At 63.1% G+C, this 16,475-nt stretch carries 13 protein-coding genes and 3 tRNA genes; 12 read left to right on the forward strand and 4 right to left on the reverse strand.

From position 1 onward, the window contains the following. Positions 1 to 142: 142 nt before the first annotated feature. The 6 genes from rnc (at position 143) to nagZ (ending at position 5,558) form a co-directional block, all read left to right on the forward strand. A complete protein-coding gene (rnc, locus tag H3V53_RS17415; RefSeq protein ID WP_336599014.1) occupies positions 143 to 1,318 on the forward strand; it encodes a ribonuclease III in 1,176 nt (391 codons plus the stop codon). Between the two features lie 64 nt (positions 1,319 to 1,382). Beyond that, positions 1,383 to 2,282, forward strand: a complete 900-nt coding sequence (gene era / locus H3V53_RS17420; RefSeq protein ID WP_336599015.1) for a GTPase Era — start codon at positions 1,383 to 1,385, stop codon at positions 2,280 to 2,282. Further along, complete coding sequence (recO, locus tag H3V53_RS17425; RefSeq protein ID WP_336599016.1) at positions 2,269 to 3,258, forward strand: DNA repair protein RecO; 990 nt, start codon at positions 2,269 to 2,271, stop codon at positions 3,256 to 3,258. Before era ends, recO begins: the two co-directional genes overlap by 14 nt. Next, a complete protein-coding gene (gene pdxJ, locus H3V53_RS17430; protein ID WP_336599017.1) occupies positions 3,255 to 4,019 on the forward strand; it encodes a pyridoxine 5'-phosphate synthase in 765 nt (254 codons plus the stop codon). The genes recO and pdxJ overlap by 4 nt, the downstream gene beginning before the upstream one ends. A 10-nt stretch (positions 4,020 to 4,029) precedes the next feature. Beyond that, positions 4,030 to 4,464 (forward strand): holo-ACP synthase, encoded by a 435-nt coding sequence (gene acpS, locus H3V53_RS17435; protein WP_336599018.1) that lies wholly within the window; start codon positions 4,030 to 4,032, stop codon positions 4,462 to 4,464. A 59-nt stretch (positions 4,465 to 4,523) separates the two neighbouring features. Beyond that, the gene (gene nagZ / locus H3V53_RS17440; RefSeq protein WP_336599019.1) at positions 4,524 to 5,558 is read left to right on the forward strand and encodes a beta-N-acetylhexosaminidase; all 1,035 of its coding nucleotides are present in this window, start codon (positions 4,524 to 4,526) and stop codon (positions 5,556 to 5,558) included. Between the two features lie 108 nt (positions 5,559 to 5,666). On the opposite strand, the gene H3V53_RS17445 is transcribed toward nagZ, so the two are convergent. The 4 genes from H3V53_RS17445 to earP all read right to left on the reverse strand — a co-directional run bounded on the left by H3V53_RS17445 (position 5,667) and on the right by earP (position 9,834). After that, positions 5,667 to 7,049 carry a sigma-54-dependent transcriptional regulator gene (locus tag H3V53_RS17445; RefSeq protein ID WP_336599020.1) on the reverse strand — a complete coding sequence of 461 codons (1,383 nt, stop codon included), beginning with the start codon at positions 7,047 to 7,049 and terminating at the stop codon, positions 5,667 to 5,669. A gap of 211 nt (positions 7,050 to 7,260) precedes the next feature. After that, positions 7,261 to 7,467 carry a CsbD family protein gene (locus tag H3V53_RS17450; protein WP_054924990.1) on the reverse strand — a complete coding sequence of 69 codons (207 nt, stop codon included), beginning with the start codon at positions 7,465 to 7,467 and terminating at the stop codon, positions 7,261 to 7,263. A 298-nt stretch (positions 7,468 to 7,765) separates the two neighbouring features. Next, complete coding sequence (gene efp, locus H3V53_RS17455) at positions 7,766 to 8,323, reverse strand: elongation factor P (protein ID WP_054924989.1); 558 nt, start codon at positions 8,321 to 8,323, stop codon at positions 7,766 to 7,768. A 329-nt stretch (positions 8,324 to 8,652) separates the two neighbouring features. After that, positions 8,653 to 9,834, reverse strand: a complete 1,182-nt coding sequence (gene earP / locus H3V53_RS17460; protein ID WP_336599021.1) for an elongation factor P maturation arginine rhamnosyltransferase EarP — start codon at positions 9,832 to 9,834, stop codon at positions 8,653 to 8,655. Between the two features lie 1,194 nt (positions 9,835 to 11,028). Here earP and ltrA point away from each other — a divergent pair. The 6 genes from ltrA (at position 11,029) to H3V53_RS17490 (ending at position 16,379) form a co-directional block, all read left to right on the forward strand. After that, positions 11,029 to 12,729, forward strand: coding sequence for a group II intron reverse transcriptase/maturase (gene ltrA / locus H3V53_RS17465; RefSeq protein WP_336599022.1), 1,701 nt, complete (start codon positions 11,029 to 11,031; stop codon positions 12,727 to 12,729). A gap of 152 nt (positions 12,730 to 12,881) precedes the next feature. Then, positions 12,882 to 15,104 (forward strand): excinuclease ABC subunit UvrC, encoded by a 2,223-nt coding sequence (gene uvrC / locus H3V53_RS17470; protein ID WP_336599023.1) that lies wholly within the window; start codon positions 12,882 to 12,884, stop codon positions 15,102 to 15,104. Positions 15,105 to 15,241: 137 nt separating this feature from the next. Then, positions 15,242 to 15,832, forward strand: coding sequence for a CDP-diacylglycerol--glycerol-3-phosphate 3-phosphatidyltransferase (gene pgsA / locus H3V53_RS17475; RefSeq protein ID WP_054924986.1), 591 nt, complete (start codon positions 15,242 to 15,244; stop codon positions 15,830 to 15,832). Positions 15,833 to 15,971: 139 nt separating this feature from the next. Beyond that, positions 15,972 to 16,047, forward strand: a tRNA-Gly gene (locus tag H3V53_RS17480). 67 nt (positions 16,048 to 16,114) lie between these two features. Then, positions 16,115 to 16,190, forward strand: a tRNA-Gly gene (locus tag H3V53_RS17485). Between the two features lie 115 nt (positions 16,191 to 16,305). Beyond that, positions 16,306 to 16,379, forward strand: a tRNA-Cys gene (locus H3V53_RS17490). Positions 16,380 to 16,475 lie beyond the last annotated feature (96 nt).

Raw genomic sequence — 16,475 nt, forward strand, 5'->3', positions numbered from 1 at the left:
CAACACGTCACGCAATTGGCGAGGCGTGTTATCACGCTACTTTAAGAACGCGCGGTAACGTCGCTACAACACGCTTTTTCGGCGCCAGGGCCGCGAGAGTCACTCTCTCCGCCCCTCCATGCGCCCGCGTTATACTCTGCACATGCCCCTATCTCCGTTGGAAAGCCGGTTGCGCTACGAATTTCGCAATGCGGAATTGCTGCGCCAAGCTTTAACTCATCGCAGTCACAGTGCCACGCATAACGAGCGGCTGGAATTTCTCGGCGATTCCGTTCTGAACTGCGCGGTGGCTGCGCTTTTGTTCCAACGATTTGGCAAGCTCGACGAAGGCGATCTGTCCCGCGTTCGCGCCAATCTCGTGAAGCAGCAGTCTCTGTACGAAATTGCTCAGGCCCTGAATATCTCCGAAGGCTTACGGCTCGGCGAAGGCGAATTGCGCAGCGGCGGCTTCCGCCGCCCGTCGATCCTCGCCGATACGCTGGAAGCGATTCTCGGTGCGATTTTCCTCGACGGCGGCTTCGATGCCGCGCAGACGGTCATCAAGCGACTGTACGTGCCGATCCTCGATCACATCGATCCGCGCACGCTCGGCAAGGATGCCAAGACGCTTTTGCAGGAATATCTGCAGGGTCACAAGATTCCGCTGCCGACTTACACCGTCGTCGCAACGCATGGTGCGGCGCACAATCAGCAGTTCGAAGTCGAATGCACGGTGCCCAAGCTGGACGTCAAGGTTTCCGGTTCGGGCGCGAGCCGCCGCGCGGCGGAACAGGCGGCAGCGAAGAAGGCGCTCGACGAAGTGATGGCGGCAGCGCCCGCCGTGGTCGCCAAGCCGAAGCGCTCGAAGGGCGCGCGGGCCGCCAAGCACGCCGAGGCCGAAATCGTGCCGGGTGTGACGGGCGTGCAGGGCGCGCTCGATCTGCGCACGCCGGATCATCGAAAGGTTGAGCGTGCAGCGCGCGCCGAGGCCAGGCAGGCCATGCCCGATGTGCCGTCGGCTGCGCAGGCCGCTGCGGCGACGGCCGCGCCGCTCGCCGTGATACGCGCGGCGCACGTGGAGTACAGCCAGGAACTTGCGGCCGCCGACAAGGCCGAGCGCGCCGACAGGGCCGAACGCCCGGTGCGCGCGGCGGACAAGCCCGGCCACGAAAAGCCGGCCGACAAGCTCGCAGACAAGCCCGCCGACAACACCAACATCCGCGGCGCGGACAAACCCGCGCCCCGCGCTCGCGACATCGCGCCCGGCGCGAACGCGGGCGATCTCGAATCCGGCGTGAGCGGCGCGGTGCACACGCGCGTCGCCGATGCTGGTCATTGAACGCAATCCGACGTGAACGCGGCGTCACCGACGCGCGTCCACACGAACCTGCCGTAGTACGAATATGAACGCTCCCACTCCCACTGGTTTTCGCTGCGGCATGGTCGCGATCGTCGGCCGCCCGAACGTCGGCAAGTCGACGCTGATGAACGCCCTCGTCGGCCAGAAGGTCAGTATCACGTCGCGCAAGGCGCAGACTACGCGCCATCGCATCACTGGCATCAACACGATCGACGACGCGCAGTACATTTTCGTCGATACCCCCGGTTTTCAGACACGCCACAGCGGCGCGCTGAATCGCTCGCTCAATCGCGCCGTCACGTCGACGCTGACATCCGTCGATGCCGTCCTGTTCGTGATCGAGGCCGGCCGCTTCGGACCCGACGACCAGAAGGTGCTCGACCTGATTCCGGCCTCCGCGCCGACGCTGCTGATCGCGAACAAGCTGGATCGTGTCGGCGACAAGGACTCGCTGTTCCCGTTCATGCAGCAGATGAGCGCGTTGCGCGAGTTCAAGGAAATCGTGCCGCTGTCGGCGAAGAATCCCGATGACATCAAGCGGCTGCTCGCGACCGTCAAGCCGTATCTGCCGGAAGGCCAGCCGATTTACGGCGAAGACGACCTGACCGATCGCAGCGAGCGTTTTCTCGCCGCTGAAATCCTGCGTGAAAAGGTTTTCCGCTGGACGGGCGACGAACTGCCGTACACGAGCACGGTGCTGATCGACAAGTTTGAAACGGAAGGCCGGCTGCGGCGCATCTTCGCGACGATTCTGGTCGAGCGCGATACGCACAAGGCGATGATCATCGGCCAGAAAGGCTCGAAGCTGAAGCAGATCAGCACGGAAGCGCGCCTCGACATGGAGAAGCTGTTCGACGGCCCCGTGTATCTCGAAACGTTCATCAAGGTGAAGAGTGGCTGGGCCGACAACGAAGCCGGACTCCGTGCCTATGGTTACGAGTGACGGCGCAACGGACAGCCAGCCTGACGCGTGGATGACACCGGCAGACGAAGCCATCGCCGACGGCGACCCTGACGATTTCGCGCCGCCGCCACGTGCCACGCCCGTGCGGACGGCGCGCTCGTCCAGGCGCAGCGTGCCGCGCGCCGGGCGCGACGAATCCGATGAGGCCGGCAGCGGCGAAGCCGCCGGACAAGCCGATGCGCCGCCGCGCAAGACCGCGTCGCGCCGCCCGGTTTCGCGCGTACCGCGCGCACCTGCGTCCGAATTTCGCATCACCGAGCAGCCGTCGTTCGTGCTGCACAGTTATCCGTACCGCGAAACCAGTCTGATCATCGACGTACTGTCGCGCGATCACGGCCGGATCGCGCTCATCGCGAAGGGCGCCAAGCGTCCGCACTCCGCTTTGCGGGGCGTGCTGCAGACGTTCCAGCCGCTGTCGCTTGCCTGGTCGGGCAAATCGGAAATGCGTACGCTGACGGGCGCCGAATGGGTCGGCGGGATGTTGCCGCTGGCGGGCGACGCGCTGCTGTGCGGCTTCTACGTGAACGAGCTGCTCGTGAAGTTCCTCGCCCGTGAAGATCCGCATCCGCAACTGTTTCATCACTACGTCGTCACGCTGACGCGTCTTGCGCACGACGAGCCGCCCGTACAGGTGCTGCGCTCGTTCGAGCGCGTGCTGCTGCGCGAAACCGGCTACGCGATGTCGCTCAATCGCACGGTGGCGCGCAAGGCCGTGATGCCCGAAGGGCGCTACGTGTTCGATCCCGAACGCGGCGTGCGCGAGGCGTCCGACGACTATCCGTCGAACTGGCCCGTGGTCAGCGGTCAAACCTTGCTCGACATGGAACAGGACGATTACCATCGCACGCAGACCGTCGCGCAAAGCAAGACGCTGATGCGCTTTTTGCTCAACACCTATCTGGGCGGCACGCCGCTCGCGACGCGCCAGATCCTGATCGACTTGCAGAACTTATGAGCTTCTTCCTGACGTCTCCTAATGTGATTGACCTCGGCGTGAATATCGATCACGTCGCTACGCTGCGCAATGTGCGCGGCACGTCGTATCCCGATCCGATCCGCGCCGCGCTGCAGGCGGAAGAAGCGGGCGCCGACGCGATCACGCTGCATCTGCGCGAAGACCGCCGGCATATCGTCGACGCTGACGTGCGCGCGTTGCGCCCGCAGCTGAAGACGCGCATGAATCTCGAATGCGCCGTGACGCAGGAAATGCTCGACATCGCCTGCGAGGTGCGGCCGCACGATGTCTGTCTCGTGCCGGAAAAGCGTCAGGAGCTGACGACGGAAGGCGGGCTCGATGTCGTCGGGCATTTCGAGGCGGTACGCGCCGCGTGCAAGCAACTGGCCGACGCGGGCTCGCGGGTCTCGCTTTTCATCGACGCCGACGAAGCGCAGATTCGCGCCGCGCACGAAGCGGGCGCGCTCGTGATCGAGCTGCACACGGGCGCCTACGCGGAAGCGCACGACGCAAGCGAGCAGCAGCGCGAGTTCGAGCGCGTCGCGCGCGGCGTGGAGTTTGGCGCGTCGCTGGGCCTGAAAGTGAACGCGGGCCACGGCTTGCATTACACGAATGTCCAGCCAATCGCGGCCATCGAAGGCATCGTCGAACTGAATATCGGTCACGCGATCGTTGCACACGCGATTTTCGCGGGCTGGGACAATGCCGTGCGCGAGATGAAGGCAATCATGGTCGCCGCGCGTCTCGCGGCACGCGCGTAGCGGCACGCTTATGGCGATCTACGGCATCGGCACCGACATTGTTCAGGTGAGCCGCGTCGCGGCGGTGATGGAGCGCACCCACGGGCGCTTCGCGGAGAAAGTGCTCGGTCCCGACGAACTGCGCATCTATCACGCGCGCAATGCGCGCTCGCGGGCGCGCGGCCTCGCGTTTCTGGCCACGCGGTTCTCCGTCAAGGAAGCGTTCTCGAAGGCGATCGGACTGGGCATGCACTGGCCGATGACATGGCGCGCGCTGCAGACGCTCAACGAGCCGAGCGGCCGCCCGACCTGCGTGGCGTCGGGCGAACTGGCCGCCTGGCTGGCCGAGCGTGGCATTACGTCGCGTGTGACGTTGTCCGACGAGCGCGACTACGCGGTGTCGTTTGTGATCGCCGAAACATCCGAAGCACCCGAGGCGCCCGATTTGCCCCATCCGTCGGCGTAACGCCGTTCAACGCCGTGCGCCTGCAAGCGCACGCTTTTTTCTTCTCTGTCATGGACCTGATGAACCTGACTCCCGGCCCGGTAATGCTCGATGTCGTGGGCAAGACACTGAACGCCGACGACGAGCGCCGCCTCGCGCATCCGATGACGGGCGGCGTGATCCTGTTCGCGCGCCACTTCGAAAGCCGCGCGCAACTGGTCGCGCTGACGGACGCGATCCGCGATGTCCGCGACGATCTGCTGATTGCCGTCGATCATGAAGGCGGGCGCGTGCAACGCTTTCGCACCGATGGCTTCACCGTGCTGCCCGCGATGGGCAAGCTCGGCGCGCTGTGGGACGACGACGTGCTGCACGCGACCAAGGTGACGACGGCTGTCGGCTACATTCTCGCGTCGGAATTGCGCGCTTGCGGCATCGACATGAGCTTCACGCCCGTGCTCGATCTGAACTACGGCCACTCGCAGGTGATCGGCGACCGCGCGTTCCATCGTGATCCGCGCGTCGTGACGATGCTCGCGAAGAGCCTCAACCACGGTCTCGCGCTCGCGGGCATGGCGAACTGCGGCAAGCATTTTCCGGGGCACGGTTTCGCGACGGCGGACTCGCACGTCGCGGTGCCCGTCGACGAACGCACGCTCGATGAAATCCTCAAGCAAGACGTCGCGCCGTACGACTGGCTGGGGCTTTCGCTGGCGTCGGTGCTGCCGGGGCATGTGATCTATCCGAAAATCGACAGCAAGCCGGCGGGATTTTCGCGCGTCTGGATTCAGGACGTCCTGCGCAAGAGGCTGCGTTTCGAGGGCGCGATATTCAGCGACGATCTGTCGATGGAGGCGGCGCGCCAGGGCGGCACGCTGACCCAAGCAGCAACGGCCGCGCTCGAAGCGGGCGTCGATATGGTGCTAATCTGCAATCAGCCCGAAGAAGCGGAGAAGGTTCTGGATGCGCTGCGTTTCGCGCCGTCGAAGGAATCGAAGCGGCGCCTGAAGCGGATGCGTCCGCGCGGCAAGGCGCTGTCGTGGTCGAAGCTTGCCGCCGAGCCCCAGTATCAGCAGGCGCAGGCGCTGTTGCGCGCGGTGTTCGCGGCGGGTTGATCGTGGCGACGCCATCGCAGGCAAAAAGGACGGGGTCGTGAACTGCCCCCGTCCTTTTCTTTTGCAGACGATGAACGCTACGGCCAGTGTTCGCAGCGCGCGCAGCGCTCAGTTCAACCGCATCCGCTGCAGCTTGTTGTAGAGCGTCTTCGGGCTGATGCCGAGCAGCGAAGCGGCGCGATGTCGCGTGCCCCCGACAGCGTCGAGCGTCGCGCGAATCAGCATCTCTTCGACGTCGGCGAGCGGCGTGCCCACCGTCACCTGCACGCGACCGCCGTTCAGATCGCGGCCGCCGGCGCCGTTGCCCTCGGCGGCGCGCAGCGTCTCCAGCATGTCGCCGGAAGCGTGATAGGCGCGCCGCACGCGGTCCTGCAACTCGCGCACGTTACCCGGCCACTCGTACGCAAGACATTCGCGGATGAAACTCGGCGCGATCAGCTTGGTTGCGTCGGCGACGCCGCGCGCGTTCGCTTCGTCGTTCAGTTCGTCGACGAGCGCCTGCGCGAAAAGGGCAGGATCATCGCCGCGTTCGCGCAGCGGCGGCAGCGACAGCGCAGCGGCTTCGAGCCGCAAGCCGAGATCCTGATGCAGGCTGCCATCGGCGACGGCCGAGCGCGGCAACTTGCGCGTCGACGCGATCAGCCGGAAGTCGGTCGCCACCTGATTCGTGCCGCCGACGCGCATGAACGTCTGCGAATCGAGCGCGTTCAGCAGCGCTTCCTGCTGCGCGCGCGGCAACAGCGTGATTTCGTCGATGAAGAGCGTGCCGCCGCTCGCCTGCTCGAACAGGCCGGGTTCGCGCTGTTCCGCGCCGCCGAACGCGCCGCGTTCGTGGCCGAGCAGCAGGCTCTCCAGCGGCCGGCCGCCGCTCGCGGCCTGCGCCGAGCGGCAGTCGAGCACGACGAACGGCCCTTTACGGCGGCGGCTCATCTCGTGCAGCGTGCGCGCGGCGATTTCCTTGCCAGTGCCCGTTTCGCCCGAAATCAGCACGGCGGCTTCCGTCGGCGCGATGTGCTCGATCGAATCGTAGATATGCTGGATCGCGCCGCTGCGGCCGATCATTGGGCCGAAGCGGCCCATGCGCCGCAGCTTCGTGCGCAGCGTCTGCACTTCCTCGGTCAGTTCGTAAGGACGCGGAATGCGCGCGAGCAGGCTGCGCAGCCGCGGAATGTTCACGGGCTTCAGCAGATAGTCCCAGATCCCATGACGCAGGCCTTCGATCGCGCTCTCGACGGTGGCGTTGCCCGTCATCACGATCACGGGCAAGGCGCCGCCGGGCGGTTGTGCAGGCAAATGCTGAAGCAGGTCGAGCCCGCTGCCGTCGGGCAGATTCAGGTCGACCAGCACGACGTCGGGAATAAAGCGTGTCAGGGCTGCGCGCGCTTCGGAGAGCGTGATCGCCGTGTCGACGGAGAAACCGTCGGCGGCGAGAATCGCGGACAGGCCTGACAGGCTATTGGGATCGTCTTCGACAATCAGGGCATGTGGCATAACGAGCGCAACTGTTCAGATGGACGGGTGCCCGACGCTCGGCTCGCCGTGGGCGATGCCGAATGCGCGGGCGCTGGGTAAGTGGGCTTGAGCAGCCAATGCTCCAGTTAGCATGCAGCGGTCTGAACGCGGCGGGTCGCTTGCGAGCCGGCCACTCGCGGCCCGACCGATCGCGGCCCGACCGATCGCGGTCCGACCGATCGCGGTCCGATCACACGTCGCGATTGCTGTCGAAGAAACGGCGCACTTCGAGTTCCGCTTCGTCGCGCGTTTTGCCGTAGCGCTCCTGGATCAGGCCCGCCAGCTTGTCGGCACGGCCTTCTGCCTTGGTCAGCTCGTCGTCCGTAAGTTCGCCCCACGCGGTTTTCGCCTTGCCGATCAGCTGTTTCCACTTGCCCTCAGCGATATCGTTGTTCATGGCACACCTCCCTTGTTTCCTGATGAACGCAAGCCACGAAGGCCTGAAATATTCGTCAAGCAGAAGACGTGCCAACACTCGAAAAATCGAAAAACCCGTGTAAACGCAGGGCCAAAAGGACACAGACGGGTACGGACGCGCGCGCCGGCTTGGCAAAATTGCATGCTTGGCCGGTAAAGATTTCCACAACCATACACGGTCGCGAAAAAAAAGAAAAAGCGCCCATGCGGGCGCTTTTTTATTCGAAGCCCTGTGTGAGTCAGGGCTTAAGATGATTGCCGCGCGGCGCGATTCAAACTTACGCGCGGCTGCGGTATTCGTTCGTGCGAGTGTCGATTTCGATCTTGTCGCCGATGTTGCAGAAGAGGGGCACTTGCAGTTCGAAACCGGTGTTCAGCTTGGCCGTCTTCAGAACCTTGCCCGACGACGTGTCGCCCTTGACAGCCGGTTCCGTGTAGACGATCTCGCGCACGAGCGTGGTGGGCAGTTCGACCGAGATGGCCTTCTCGTTGTAGAACACGACTTCGCAGCCCATGCCGTCTTCGAGGTAGTTGAGCGCGTCGCCCATCATTTCGGCTTCGACTTCGTACTGGTTGTAGTCGGCGTCCATGAACACGTACATCGGGTCGGCGAAGTACGAGTACGTCACTTCCTTACGATCGAGCACGACCACGTCGAACTTGTCGTCTGCCTTGTACACGGTTTCCATGCCCGCGCCCGTCAGCAGGTTCTTGAACTTCATCTTGACGACGGCGGCGTTGCGGCCCGACTTGTTGTACTCGGCCTTCTGCACGACCATTGCGTCGTTGCCGATCATCACCACGTTGCCGGTGCGGAGTTCTTGAGCGATCTTCATAAAACTGTCCTGTACGAGAATAGGTGCTTCAACTTTTGCTCAACGGCATACGGCGTAAGCGCGTTCGGCGCCCGGCGCGCGTTCGACACCGAAAACGGTGGACCAAACTGGTTTGCGCGGTGAGCGGGGCCGGTGTGTGCGGGAGCGGCGTTGAAATGCTCCGTCCCGTGCTTTGTCCGTCTGCTTCTTTTACCCGAAGCGGGCGCGTACGCGTGTGACACGGGCTGACACCGTTGCGACGGCGGAGGGTCGATCCGCCGCCGGTGCCGCGAGGGTGCCGCACCGGTGTCATCGTGCCGCGCTTGCGTCGTCGGCCGTTGGATAACCGCTTATTTTAACTGACTTTTTGCGAATTCCGCCAGATTTCCCGCGAGATCGCCGATCGACGCCAGTTCGCGCGCCCACTGCGCGGCGCGCGCATCGAGCTGCGGCCGATGGCGCTGGAAGTCGGCCCAATCGGGCTTGCCGTTGCCGTTCCAGGCGTGCCAGAAGCGTGCAAGGGCGGCGCGCGCGTCGGCGGGCAGGGCTTGCGCGTAATGCGCGAGCGCCGCGTCGAGCTTAGGCAAGTGGGCGTCGTCCGCCTGCGGGTAGATGTGCCAGACGAACGGCCGCGCGGCCCACTGCGCGCGCACGAACGAGTCCTCGCCGCGCACGAAGTTGATGTCGCTGGCCCACAGCAGTTCGTCGTAGCGCGCCTGATGGGTGAAGGCGAGCGCATGCGCGCGCAGGCTGCCGCGCGTCGCCTGCGCGCCCGCCGCGAATGACGGCAGCCCGAAAAAGCGCGCGACCGCGCCCGAAATGCGGCCCTCGGGCACCAGCAGCACGATTTCGCGCTCGCTGTCGCGCCATTGTTCGAGCAGGCTGTCGACGGCGGGGTTTTCGTACGCGAAGAGCGAGATCACGGTGGCGTCCGGCGCGGGCGGTGCGCTGCCTGTGGCAGTCTGCCACCATGCGGCGCGCGCATCCGCCGATGCTTCGAACGCGGCGCGGCGCGCGTCCAGATCACGCTCTTTCAGCACGCCGCCCGTGCCCTTGCCGAGCCCCGGAAAGAAAAACGTCTTCATCAGCGCGTAACGCGGATGCGGCGACGGCCGCAGATGAAAGTCCGCGACCCAGTCTTCGCCGCTCAGATATTCGAGGTTGAGCCAGACGGGCGCGCGCTCGCGCCGCGCCATCGCCGCGATGTACGCGTGCGGCAACTCGCACGCGAAGGCCTCGATCACGACGTCGGCGACCTGCAAAGTGTCGCCCGCATGCGCCGGCTCGTGCCAGTGCTCGATGACGATACCGTCGACCGCCTGCCGCGCGCGGCCCGCATCGACGGCCGGATTGAGCTTGCGAAACGCATGCAGATCGTCGACGAACAACCGGACCTGCCAGCCATGTTCCGCCGCGAGCTGCCGCGCGAGTCGCCAGCACACGCCGATGTCGCCGAAGTTGTCGATCACCGCGCAGAAAATGTCGCACGCGATAGTCGTGTGCTGGGGCGCCTGGGTGGGAGCGGAGGACATGATGGCGGCGCCTGGGTTCGGGCGCGGACGGAATGTTCTAAACTGGCGATTCTAGTGCGACACGCACGCTCGTGTCCGGGTAGCCCCAACGTAAGGGGCATCGACTAGCGGCAAAGGAGGCGTCTACATGAGCCTAACCAGTCGCGAAGATATCACGCGGAGCATCGGGAAGGGGCGCGAGTCCCTCGACGCAACTGCTCAGAAGTGGGGTATCTCTTGTAGCGAAGCGAGAGCCGGTAGAGGTTTGCCGGGTCTCGTCCATACGAGTCTCGGTGAAGCACATTCTCCGAGGGCTCGCATTGCATTGACCTGATTACCATCAGGTTCCGCCCCGTCAGCGGCTTCATCTTCGCCGACTGGGCGGGGTGGTGTATGCAATTCCTGCGCCGTCACTGGCAATGGATTCGCGAACCGATACGAGCGGAAGCTCGGTGTGTCATTGTTTGGCCTCGTCAGCTGTAGGGCGGGGATAGTGAACCTGCTGTACGACCAGCAGTAGCCTAGGAAGACATGCGTCACTGGCAACGGTGGGGTGTGAAGCTCTTCTGACAATGTAGCCTCCGGATTTTTCGGGCAGGTCATTCCCGCGAGGGATTGGTCTGGACACTCCTAGCAGCAAAGGGGTCGAGGAGCTAGGCTGGCCGATAGGGTTAACGTATGTGAACTGCTGATAAACCTCGTTACCAGTGAGGAGCCAAAGCTGCTTGAACACCGGGCTCTAACCAAAAGGTACGTGGCTGGTTAGTCCACTTAGAATTTGGGCTACGTCGTTGTTAAGCCACCGGGGGATAGGCAGAACCTACGTCGGTCGTGTGACATGCCGGGAACGTGGTAAGCCTGTATGGTTGCCAGCCGTTGTTTGGCTGGCAGGCGAACCGCAAGGGACGCTGATGATTGTGCAGGTATGGGAGGACGGAAAAAGCGAATGTCGGGCTGTAATGGCCCGGATAGGGGTTGCGACATTACCTCACGCGAAAGCGGGCAGACTTCCGTCTGGTCTACCGTCGCAAGGCGGCTGACTACCCTCAGTAACTTGGTCAGGTGCGAGCGCATTCGTTCGTACTGAGGTGTTTGTCCGAGATAGGGGCGCATGCGCTCCTGTTTAGGTGTCTGTTGTTCCCCAGCGGGGTGTATCTGCCCCTCTGGGGGAGATGCGCCTTCTGCTTGGGGACTTCTTCCAAGTAGGAGAGCAGCATGAAAGTATCTGGTCGAAAGACCGGGTCTGCGCTTTCCCATGCGCCGGACAACTGGAACGCTGTCGATTGGCGTCGGGTTGAACGGAACGTGAGAGGGATGCAGATTCGAATTGCGAAGGCGACGCGGGAAAGTGACTGGCGCAGGGTGAAAGCTCTGCAACGGATGCTGACTCGCACGTTGTCCGCGAAGCTGTATGCGGTACGACGTGTTACGCAGAACCAAGGTGCGCGAACGGCGGGAGTCGATCGCGAGCTGTGGGACTCGCCTGAAAGCCGGTGGGAGGCCATCGGTGGGTTGAAGCGGCGCGGGTACAAGCCTCTGCCATTACGGAGAGTCTTTATCCCCAAGGCCAATGGAAAGGAGCGCCCGCTGGGCATCCCGACCATGCGGGACAGGGCGATGCACGCCCTGTATCTGCTGGCTCTGGAGCCAGTGTCGGAATCGACGAGCGACCCGAACTCTTATGGGTTCAGGATAAACCGTTCGACGGCTGATGCTATGGGTCAGGTACGTGCTTGCACGTCCCGGAAGGATTCGTCCCGATGGGTACTGGAAGCGGATATCAAAGGCTGCTTTGACCACATCAACCACGACTGGCTGGAAAACCATGTCCCCATGGACAGGGAAATTCTCCGGAAGTGGTTGAAGGCTGGCCTGATTTACAAGGGTCAGCTACAGGCGACTGAGGCCGGTACGCCGCAGGGAGGGATCATCTCCCCGACGCTGGCGAATGTGACGCTGAACGGGCTGGAACGTGAACTGGTTGCGCACCTCGGTGCGAAATTCGGGATCGTCAAGGCCAAGAAGTTGAAGGTCAATGTGGTGCGATACGCGGATGACTTCGTGATTACCGGCGACTCGCGAGAGATACTGGAAAGCGTGGTCAGGCCTTGGGTGGAAGCGTTCCTCGCTGTTCGGGGCTTGCAACTGTCTGAGGCAAAAACGCGCGTCACTCACATTGATGACGGCTTCGATTTCCTTGGGTGGAATTTCCGGAAGTACTCGGGAAAACTGCTCATCAAGCCGAGCAAGAAGAACGCGCAAGCGTTCTATCGCAAGGTGGCGGAAACGATCAGCGGCAACAAAACGGCAAAGCAGGGGGATCTAATCCAACTGCTTAACCCGATGTTGCGCGGATGGGCGCAGTATCACCGTCCGGTCTCAGCCAAGCAGACGTACAGCCGCATGGAGCATCTGATTTTTCGGAAGCTCTGGCGGTGGTCGAAGCGGAGGCACCCGCAAAAGAGCGCCGTGTGGGTGAAACAGAAGTACTTTCACTCTATCGGTGCACGGCACTGGGTGTTTGCGGTTCGTACGGAACGCGAAGACGGCAGTTGGGGGCTGAATGAGCTGTACCAGCTTAGTGGTATGGCTATCAAACGGCACACGCGGATCAAGGGCGAGTTCAACCCTTTTGATCCGAAATGGGAGCAATATGGCGAAACCTTGCGGCAGGGGCGTATGTGGGAACAAATGCGCTACCGAAAGCAGTGGGCGACGCTGTATATGTCACAAGGCGGGTTATGCGCGCATTGTGGCTGTGCGCTGACGGACGAGACGGGCTGGCACGACCATCATCTGGAATATCGGACGCATGGTGGTACCGACGCTCTGTCGAATCGGGTGCTGCTCCACCCGCACTGTCACCAGCAAGTGCACGCTGGTAAGCTGGTTGTAACTAAGCCGGTTCTGTCGTAGACAGAACTTTGTTTGTAGATTTGAGCCGTATGCGGGGAAACTCGCACGTACGGTTCTCGGGGGGCCCGGCTTTCGCAAGAAAGTCGGGCTACCCGACAAGCACATCACCCACATGACGCGCCGTTAGCGCACGACGCGCGCCCCGATCCTGCATGACCCGACCCGATCCCTCACACGTCCCCGAATCCGCTGCCGGATCTGCCGCCGCATCTGAGGCCGCGTCTGAAGCAAAGTCCGACGCGAAGTCCGACGCAGCCGGCGCCGCCGTCGAAGACTTCGATCCGAAAAAGGTGCTGCGCCAGCTGCCGCACATGCCGGGTGTCTATCGCTACTACGATGCGCACGGCGCGGTGCTGTACGTGGGCAAGGCGCGCGACCTGAAAAAGCGCGTGTCGAGCTATTTCACCAAGACACTGCTGTCGCCGCGCATCGCGATGATGGTGTCGCGGATCGCGAAGATCGAAACGACGGTCACGCGCTCGGAAGCGGAAGCGCTGTTGCTTGAGAACAATCTCATCAAGGCATTGGCACCGCGCTACAACATTCTGTTTCGCGACGACAAGTCGTATCCCTATCTGAAGCTGACTGGACATCAGTTTCCCCGGATGGCGTACTACCGGGGTTCGGTCGACAAGAAGAATCAATATTTCGGACCGTTCCCAAGCGCGTGGGCCGTGCGCGAGAGCATTCAGATCTTGCAGCGCGTGTTCCAACTGCGCACCTGCGAAGATTCCGTGTTCAACAATCGCACGCGGCCGTGTCTGTTGCATCAGATCGGACGATGCACGGCGCCTTGCGTTGCGGCGATCAGCGAAGAGGACTACGCACGCGACGTTTCCAATGCATCGCGTTTCCTGCTCGGACGACAATCGGAAGTGATGAAGGAGCTCGAGCAGAAGATGCACGCGTTCGCAAGCAAGCTGAAGTTCGAGCAGGCGGCTGCCGTGCGAAATCAGATGAGTTCGCTGTCGACGGTGCTGCATCAGCAGGCCATCGAAGTGGGCGGCGACAGCGACGTCGATATTCTCGCCGTCGTCGCGCTTGGCGGGCGCGTGTGCGTGAACCTTGCGATGGTGCGCGGCGGGCGGCATCTGGGCGACAAGGCGTACTTCCCGGCGCATGTCGAAAGCGCCCTGACGGCGGACGAAGGCGGGCTCGAAGACGGCGGCGAGACGGCCGACACTTTGCCGCCAGCATTGGTCGATATCGAGGCGGAGCTCGGCGAAGAAGCCGATGAAACCGCGCAAGCGACCGACGAAGCCGACGACTCGACCGGGTCCGACGAGCCGTCCGGCAGTCCGGGCCGCGCGAAGCCGCGCCGCGTCCACGGCATCGAAAGCGAAGTGCTCGAGGCGTTTATCGCGCAGCATTACCTTGGCAACCGCGTGCCGCCCGTTCTCGTCGTCAGCCATGCGCCGGCGAGCCGCGAACTCGTCGACCTGCTGGTCGAGCAGGCGGGGCACAAGGTCACGCTGCTGCGTCAGCCGCAAGGCCAGAAGCGCGCCTGGCTCGCGATGGCCGAGCAGAATGCCAGGATCGCGCTCGCGCGCCTGCTGTCGGAGCAGGGCTCGCAGCAATCGCGCACGCGCTCGCTCGCCGACACGCTGTCGCTCGAATGCGAAGATCTCGCGCATTTGCGCATCGAGTGCTTCGACATCAGTCACACGATGGGCGAGGCGACGCAGGCGTCATGCGTCGTCTATCACCATCACAAGATGCAGTCGTCGGAATACCGGCGCTACAACATCACGGGCATCACGCCCGGCGACGACTACGCGGCGATGCGCCAGGTGCTCACGCGCCGCTACGAGAAGATGGTCGCGCAGGCCGCCGCGAACGCGAACGACGAAGCGGCTGAGCTGCAACCGGAAGCCGCCGCCGATCCCGCCGTCACGTCCGAAGGCGCGGAACCCGTCGCTGCGGGCGGCCTGCTGCCGAACATCGTGCTGATCGACGGCGGCAAGGGGCAGGTTGAGATTGCGCGCCAGGTCTTCAACGAACTCGGGCTGGATCTCGGCATGCTGGTTGGCGTCGCGAAAGGCGAGGGGCGCAAGGTCGGGCTGGAAACCCTCGTGTTCGCGGATGGCCGGCCGTCGCTCGAACTCGGCAAGGAGAGCGCGGCGCTGATGCTGGTCGCTCAGATTCGCGATGAGGCGCATCGCTTCGCGATCACGGGCATGCGCGCGAAGCGCGCCAAGACGCGGCAGACGTCGCGTCTGGAGGAACTGGAAGGCGTCGGCGCGAAGCGGCGTCAGCGGCTGCTGGCGCGCTTTGGCGGCCTGCGCGGCGTGGTGGCGGCGAGCATCGACGATCTGGCGAGCGTCGAAGGCATTTCGCGCGCGCTCGCCGAGCAGATTTACCGGCAATTGCATTGAGCCGGCGCGCATCGCGCCCGGCAGCGACCACGAGCGAGCCCGCGGCGCGCTTGTGCCGGGTGCCGGGGCGTTGCTTGTGGCTCGTCCGGTGAACCGGCACAATTGCATCTCTTATCTCAGAACGTAACGCCTGCCCCATGCCGTTTAATTTCCCGATTTTCCTGACGTGGCTGCGGATCGTGCTGATCCCGCTCGTCGTGGGCGTGTTCTATCTGCCGGACATGATGCTGAGCCCGGCGCATCGCAATCTCGCCGCCGCGACGATCTTCATCCTCGCCGCGCTGACCGACTGGTTCGACGGCTTTCTCGCGCGCAAGTGGAATCAGACGTCGGCATTCGGCGCGTTTCTCGATCCCGTCGCCGACAAGCTGATGGTGACGGCCGCGCTGCTCGTGCTCGTGCAACTCACGCGTCTCGATTCGGCGATCGCCCTCGTGATCGTCGGGCGCGAGATCGCAATTTCGGCGTTGCGCGAGTGGATGGCGCAGATCGGCGCATCGAAGAGCGTGGCGGTGAATTCGCTCGGCAAATTCAAGACGGCCTGCCAGATGGTCGCGATTCCGATGCTGCTGTTCTACGGTCCGCTATCGTTCGGCGCGTTTGTGATCGATACGCGCGTGTGGGGGTTGTGGCTCATCTATCTCGCCGCATTCCTGACGATCTGGTCGATGCTGTACTACATGAAGCTTGCGTGGCCGCAGATTCGCGAGCGCGGCGGCATGGCGTGATGGAAACGGCGCGCGATCGGAAATTTTCGTTCTCTCGTACAAAAAGAGTTGACACGATTCGGTGCCTTCTACATAATCTCGTTTCTCCGGTGCACGCGCTAACAAACAGCGCGAAACGCTAGGGAAAAGAAGCAAAAACGCGGGAGTAGCTCAGTTGGTAGAGCGCAACCTTGCCAAGGTTGAGGTCGCGAGTTCGAGACTCGTCTCCCGCTCCAGATTTTCAAGCAACGTGTTGCAGTAAGCAGTACGTTGCGATAGCAGCAAATAGCAGTGCAGATTCATGCGGGAGTAGCTCAGTTGGTAGAGCGCAACCTTGCCAAGGTTGAGGTCGCGAGTTCGAGACTCGTCTCCCGCTCCAAACACAGGGGGAAGCCAAGCTTCCCTTTTTGTTTGATGCTCCGCAAGAAGCGTCAAACGCAGAAATCTGCGGACCGTTGCGTCAGCAACCAGAAACGGTTCGACAGTCCGCTTTCGGCGCGATAGCAAAGCGGTTATGCAGCGGCCTGCAAAGCCGTTTAGACCGGTTCGACTCCGGTTCGCGCCTCCAGAAGCAAAGAAAAGCCCCGAAATCTCGGGGCTTTTCTTTTTTACGCGCGCTTCGTGCATGCGAGCATCGCAGAGAGCATGGCGATGTCTCGCTATG

The organism is Paraburkholderia bengalensis (assembly GCF_037126505.1).
Lineage (GTDB): Bacteria > Pseudomonadota > Gammaproteobacteria > Burkholderiales > Burkholderiaceae > Paraburkholderia > Paraburkholderia bengalensis.

Excerpts from the sequence above, each read along its gene's own strand:
- efp (WP_054924989.1), bottom strand. The coding sequence starts at position 8,323 with ATGAAGATCGCTCAAGAACTCCGCACCGGCAACGTGGTGATGATCGGC.
- pdxJ (WP_336599017.1), top strand. The coding sequence starts at position 3,255 with ATGAGCTTCTTCCTGACGTCTCCTAATGTGATTGACCTCGGCGTGAAT.
- recO (WP_336599016.1), top strand. The coding sequence starts at position 2,269 with ATGGTTACGAGTGACGGCGCAACGGACAGCCAGCCTGACGCGTGGATG.
- era (WP_336599015.1), top strand. The coding sequence starts at position 1,383 with ATGAACGCTCCCACTCCCACTGGTTTTCGCTGCGGCATGGTCGCGATC.
- H3V53_RS17445 (WP_336599020.1), bottom strand. The coding sequence starts at position 7,049 with ATGCCACATGCCCTGATTGTCGAAGACGATCCCAATAGCCTGTCAGGC.
- H3V53_RS17450 (WP_054924990.1), bottom strand. The coding sequence starts at position 7,467 with ATGAACAACGATATCGCTGAGGGCAAGTGGAAACAGCTGATCGGCAAG.
- pgsA (WP_054924986.1), top strand. The coding sequence starts at position 15,242 with ATGCCGTTTAATTTCCCGATTTTCCTGACGTGGCTGCGGATCGTGCTG.
- earP (WP_336599021.1), bottom strand. The coding sequence starts at position 9,834 with ATGTCCTCCGCTCCCACCCAGGCGCCCCAGCACACGACTATCGCGTGC.
- acpS (WP_336599018.1), top strand. The coding sequence starts at position 4,030 with ATGGCGATCTACGGCATCGGCACCGACATTGTTCAGGTGAGCCGCGTC.
- rnc (WP_336599014.1), top strand. The coding sequence starts at position 143 with ATGCCCCTATCTCCGTTGGAAAGCCGGTTGCGCTACGAATTTCGCAAT.
- nagZ (WP_336599019.1), top strand. The coding sequence starts at position 4,524 with ATGAACCTGACTCCCGGCCCGGTAATGCTCGATGTCGTGGGCAAGACA.
- ltrA (WP_336599022.1), top strand. The coding sequence starts at position 11,029 with ATGAAAGTATCTGGTCGAAAGACCGGGTCTGCGCTTTCCCATGCGCCG.
- uvrC (WP_336599023.1), top strand. The coding sequence starts at position 12,882 with ATGACCCGACCCGATCCCTCACACGTCCCCGAATCCGCTGCCGGATCT.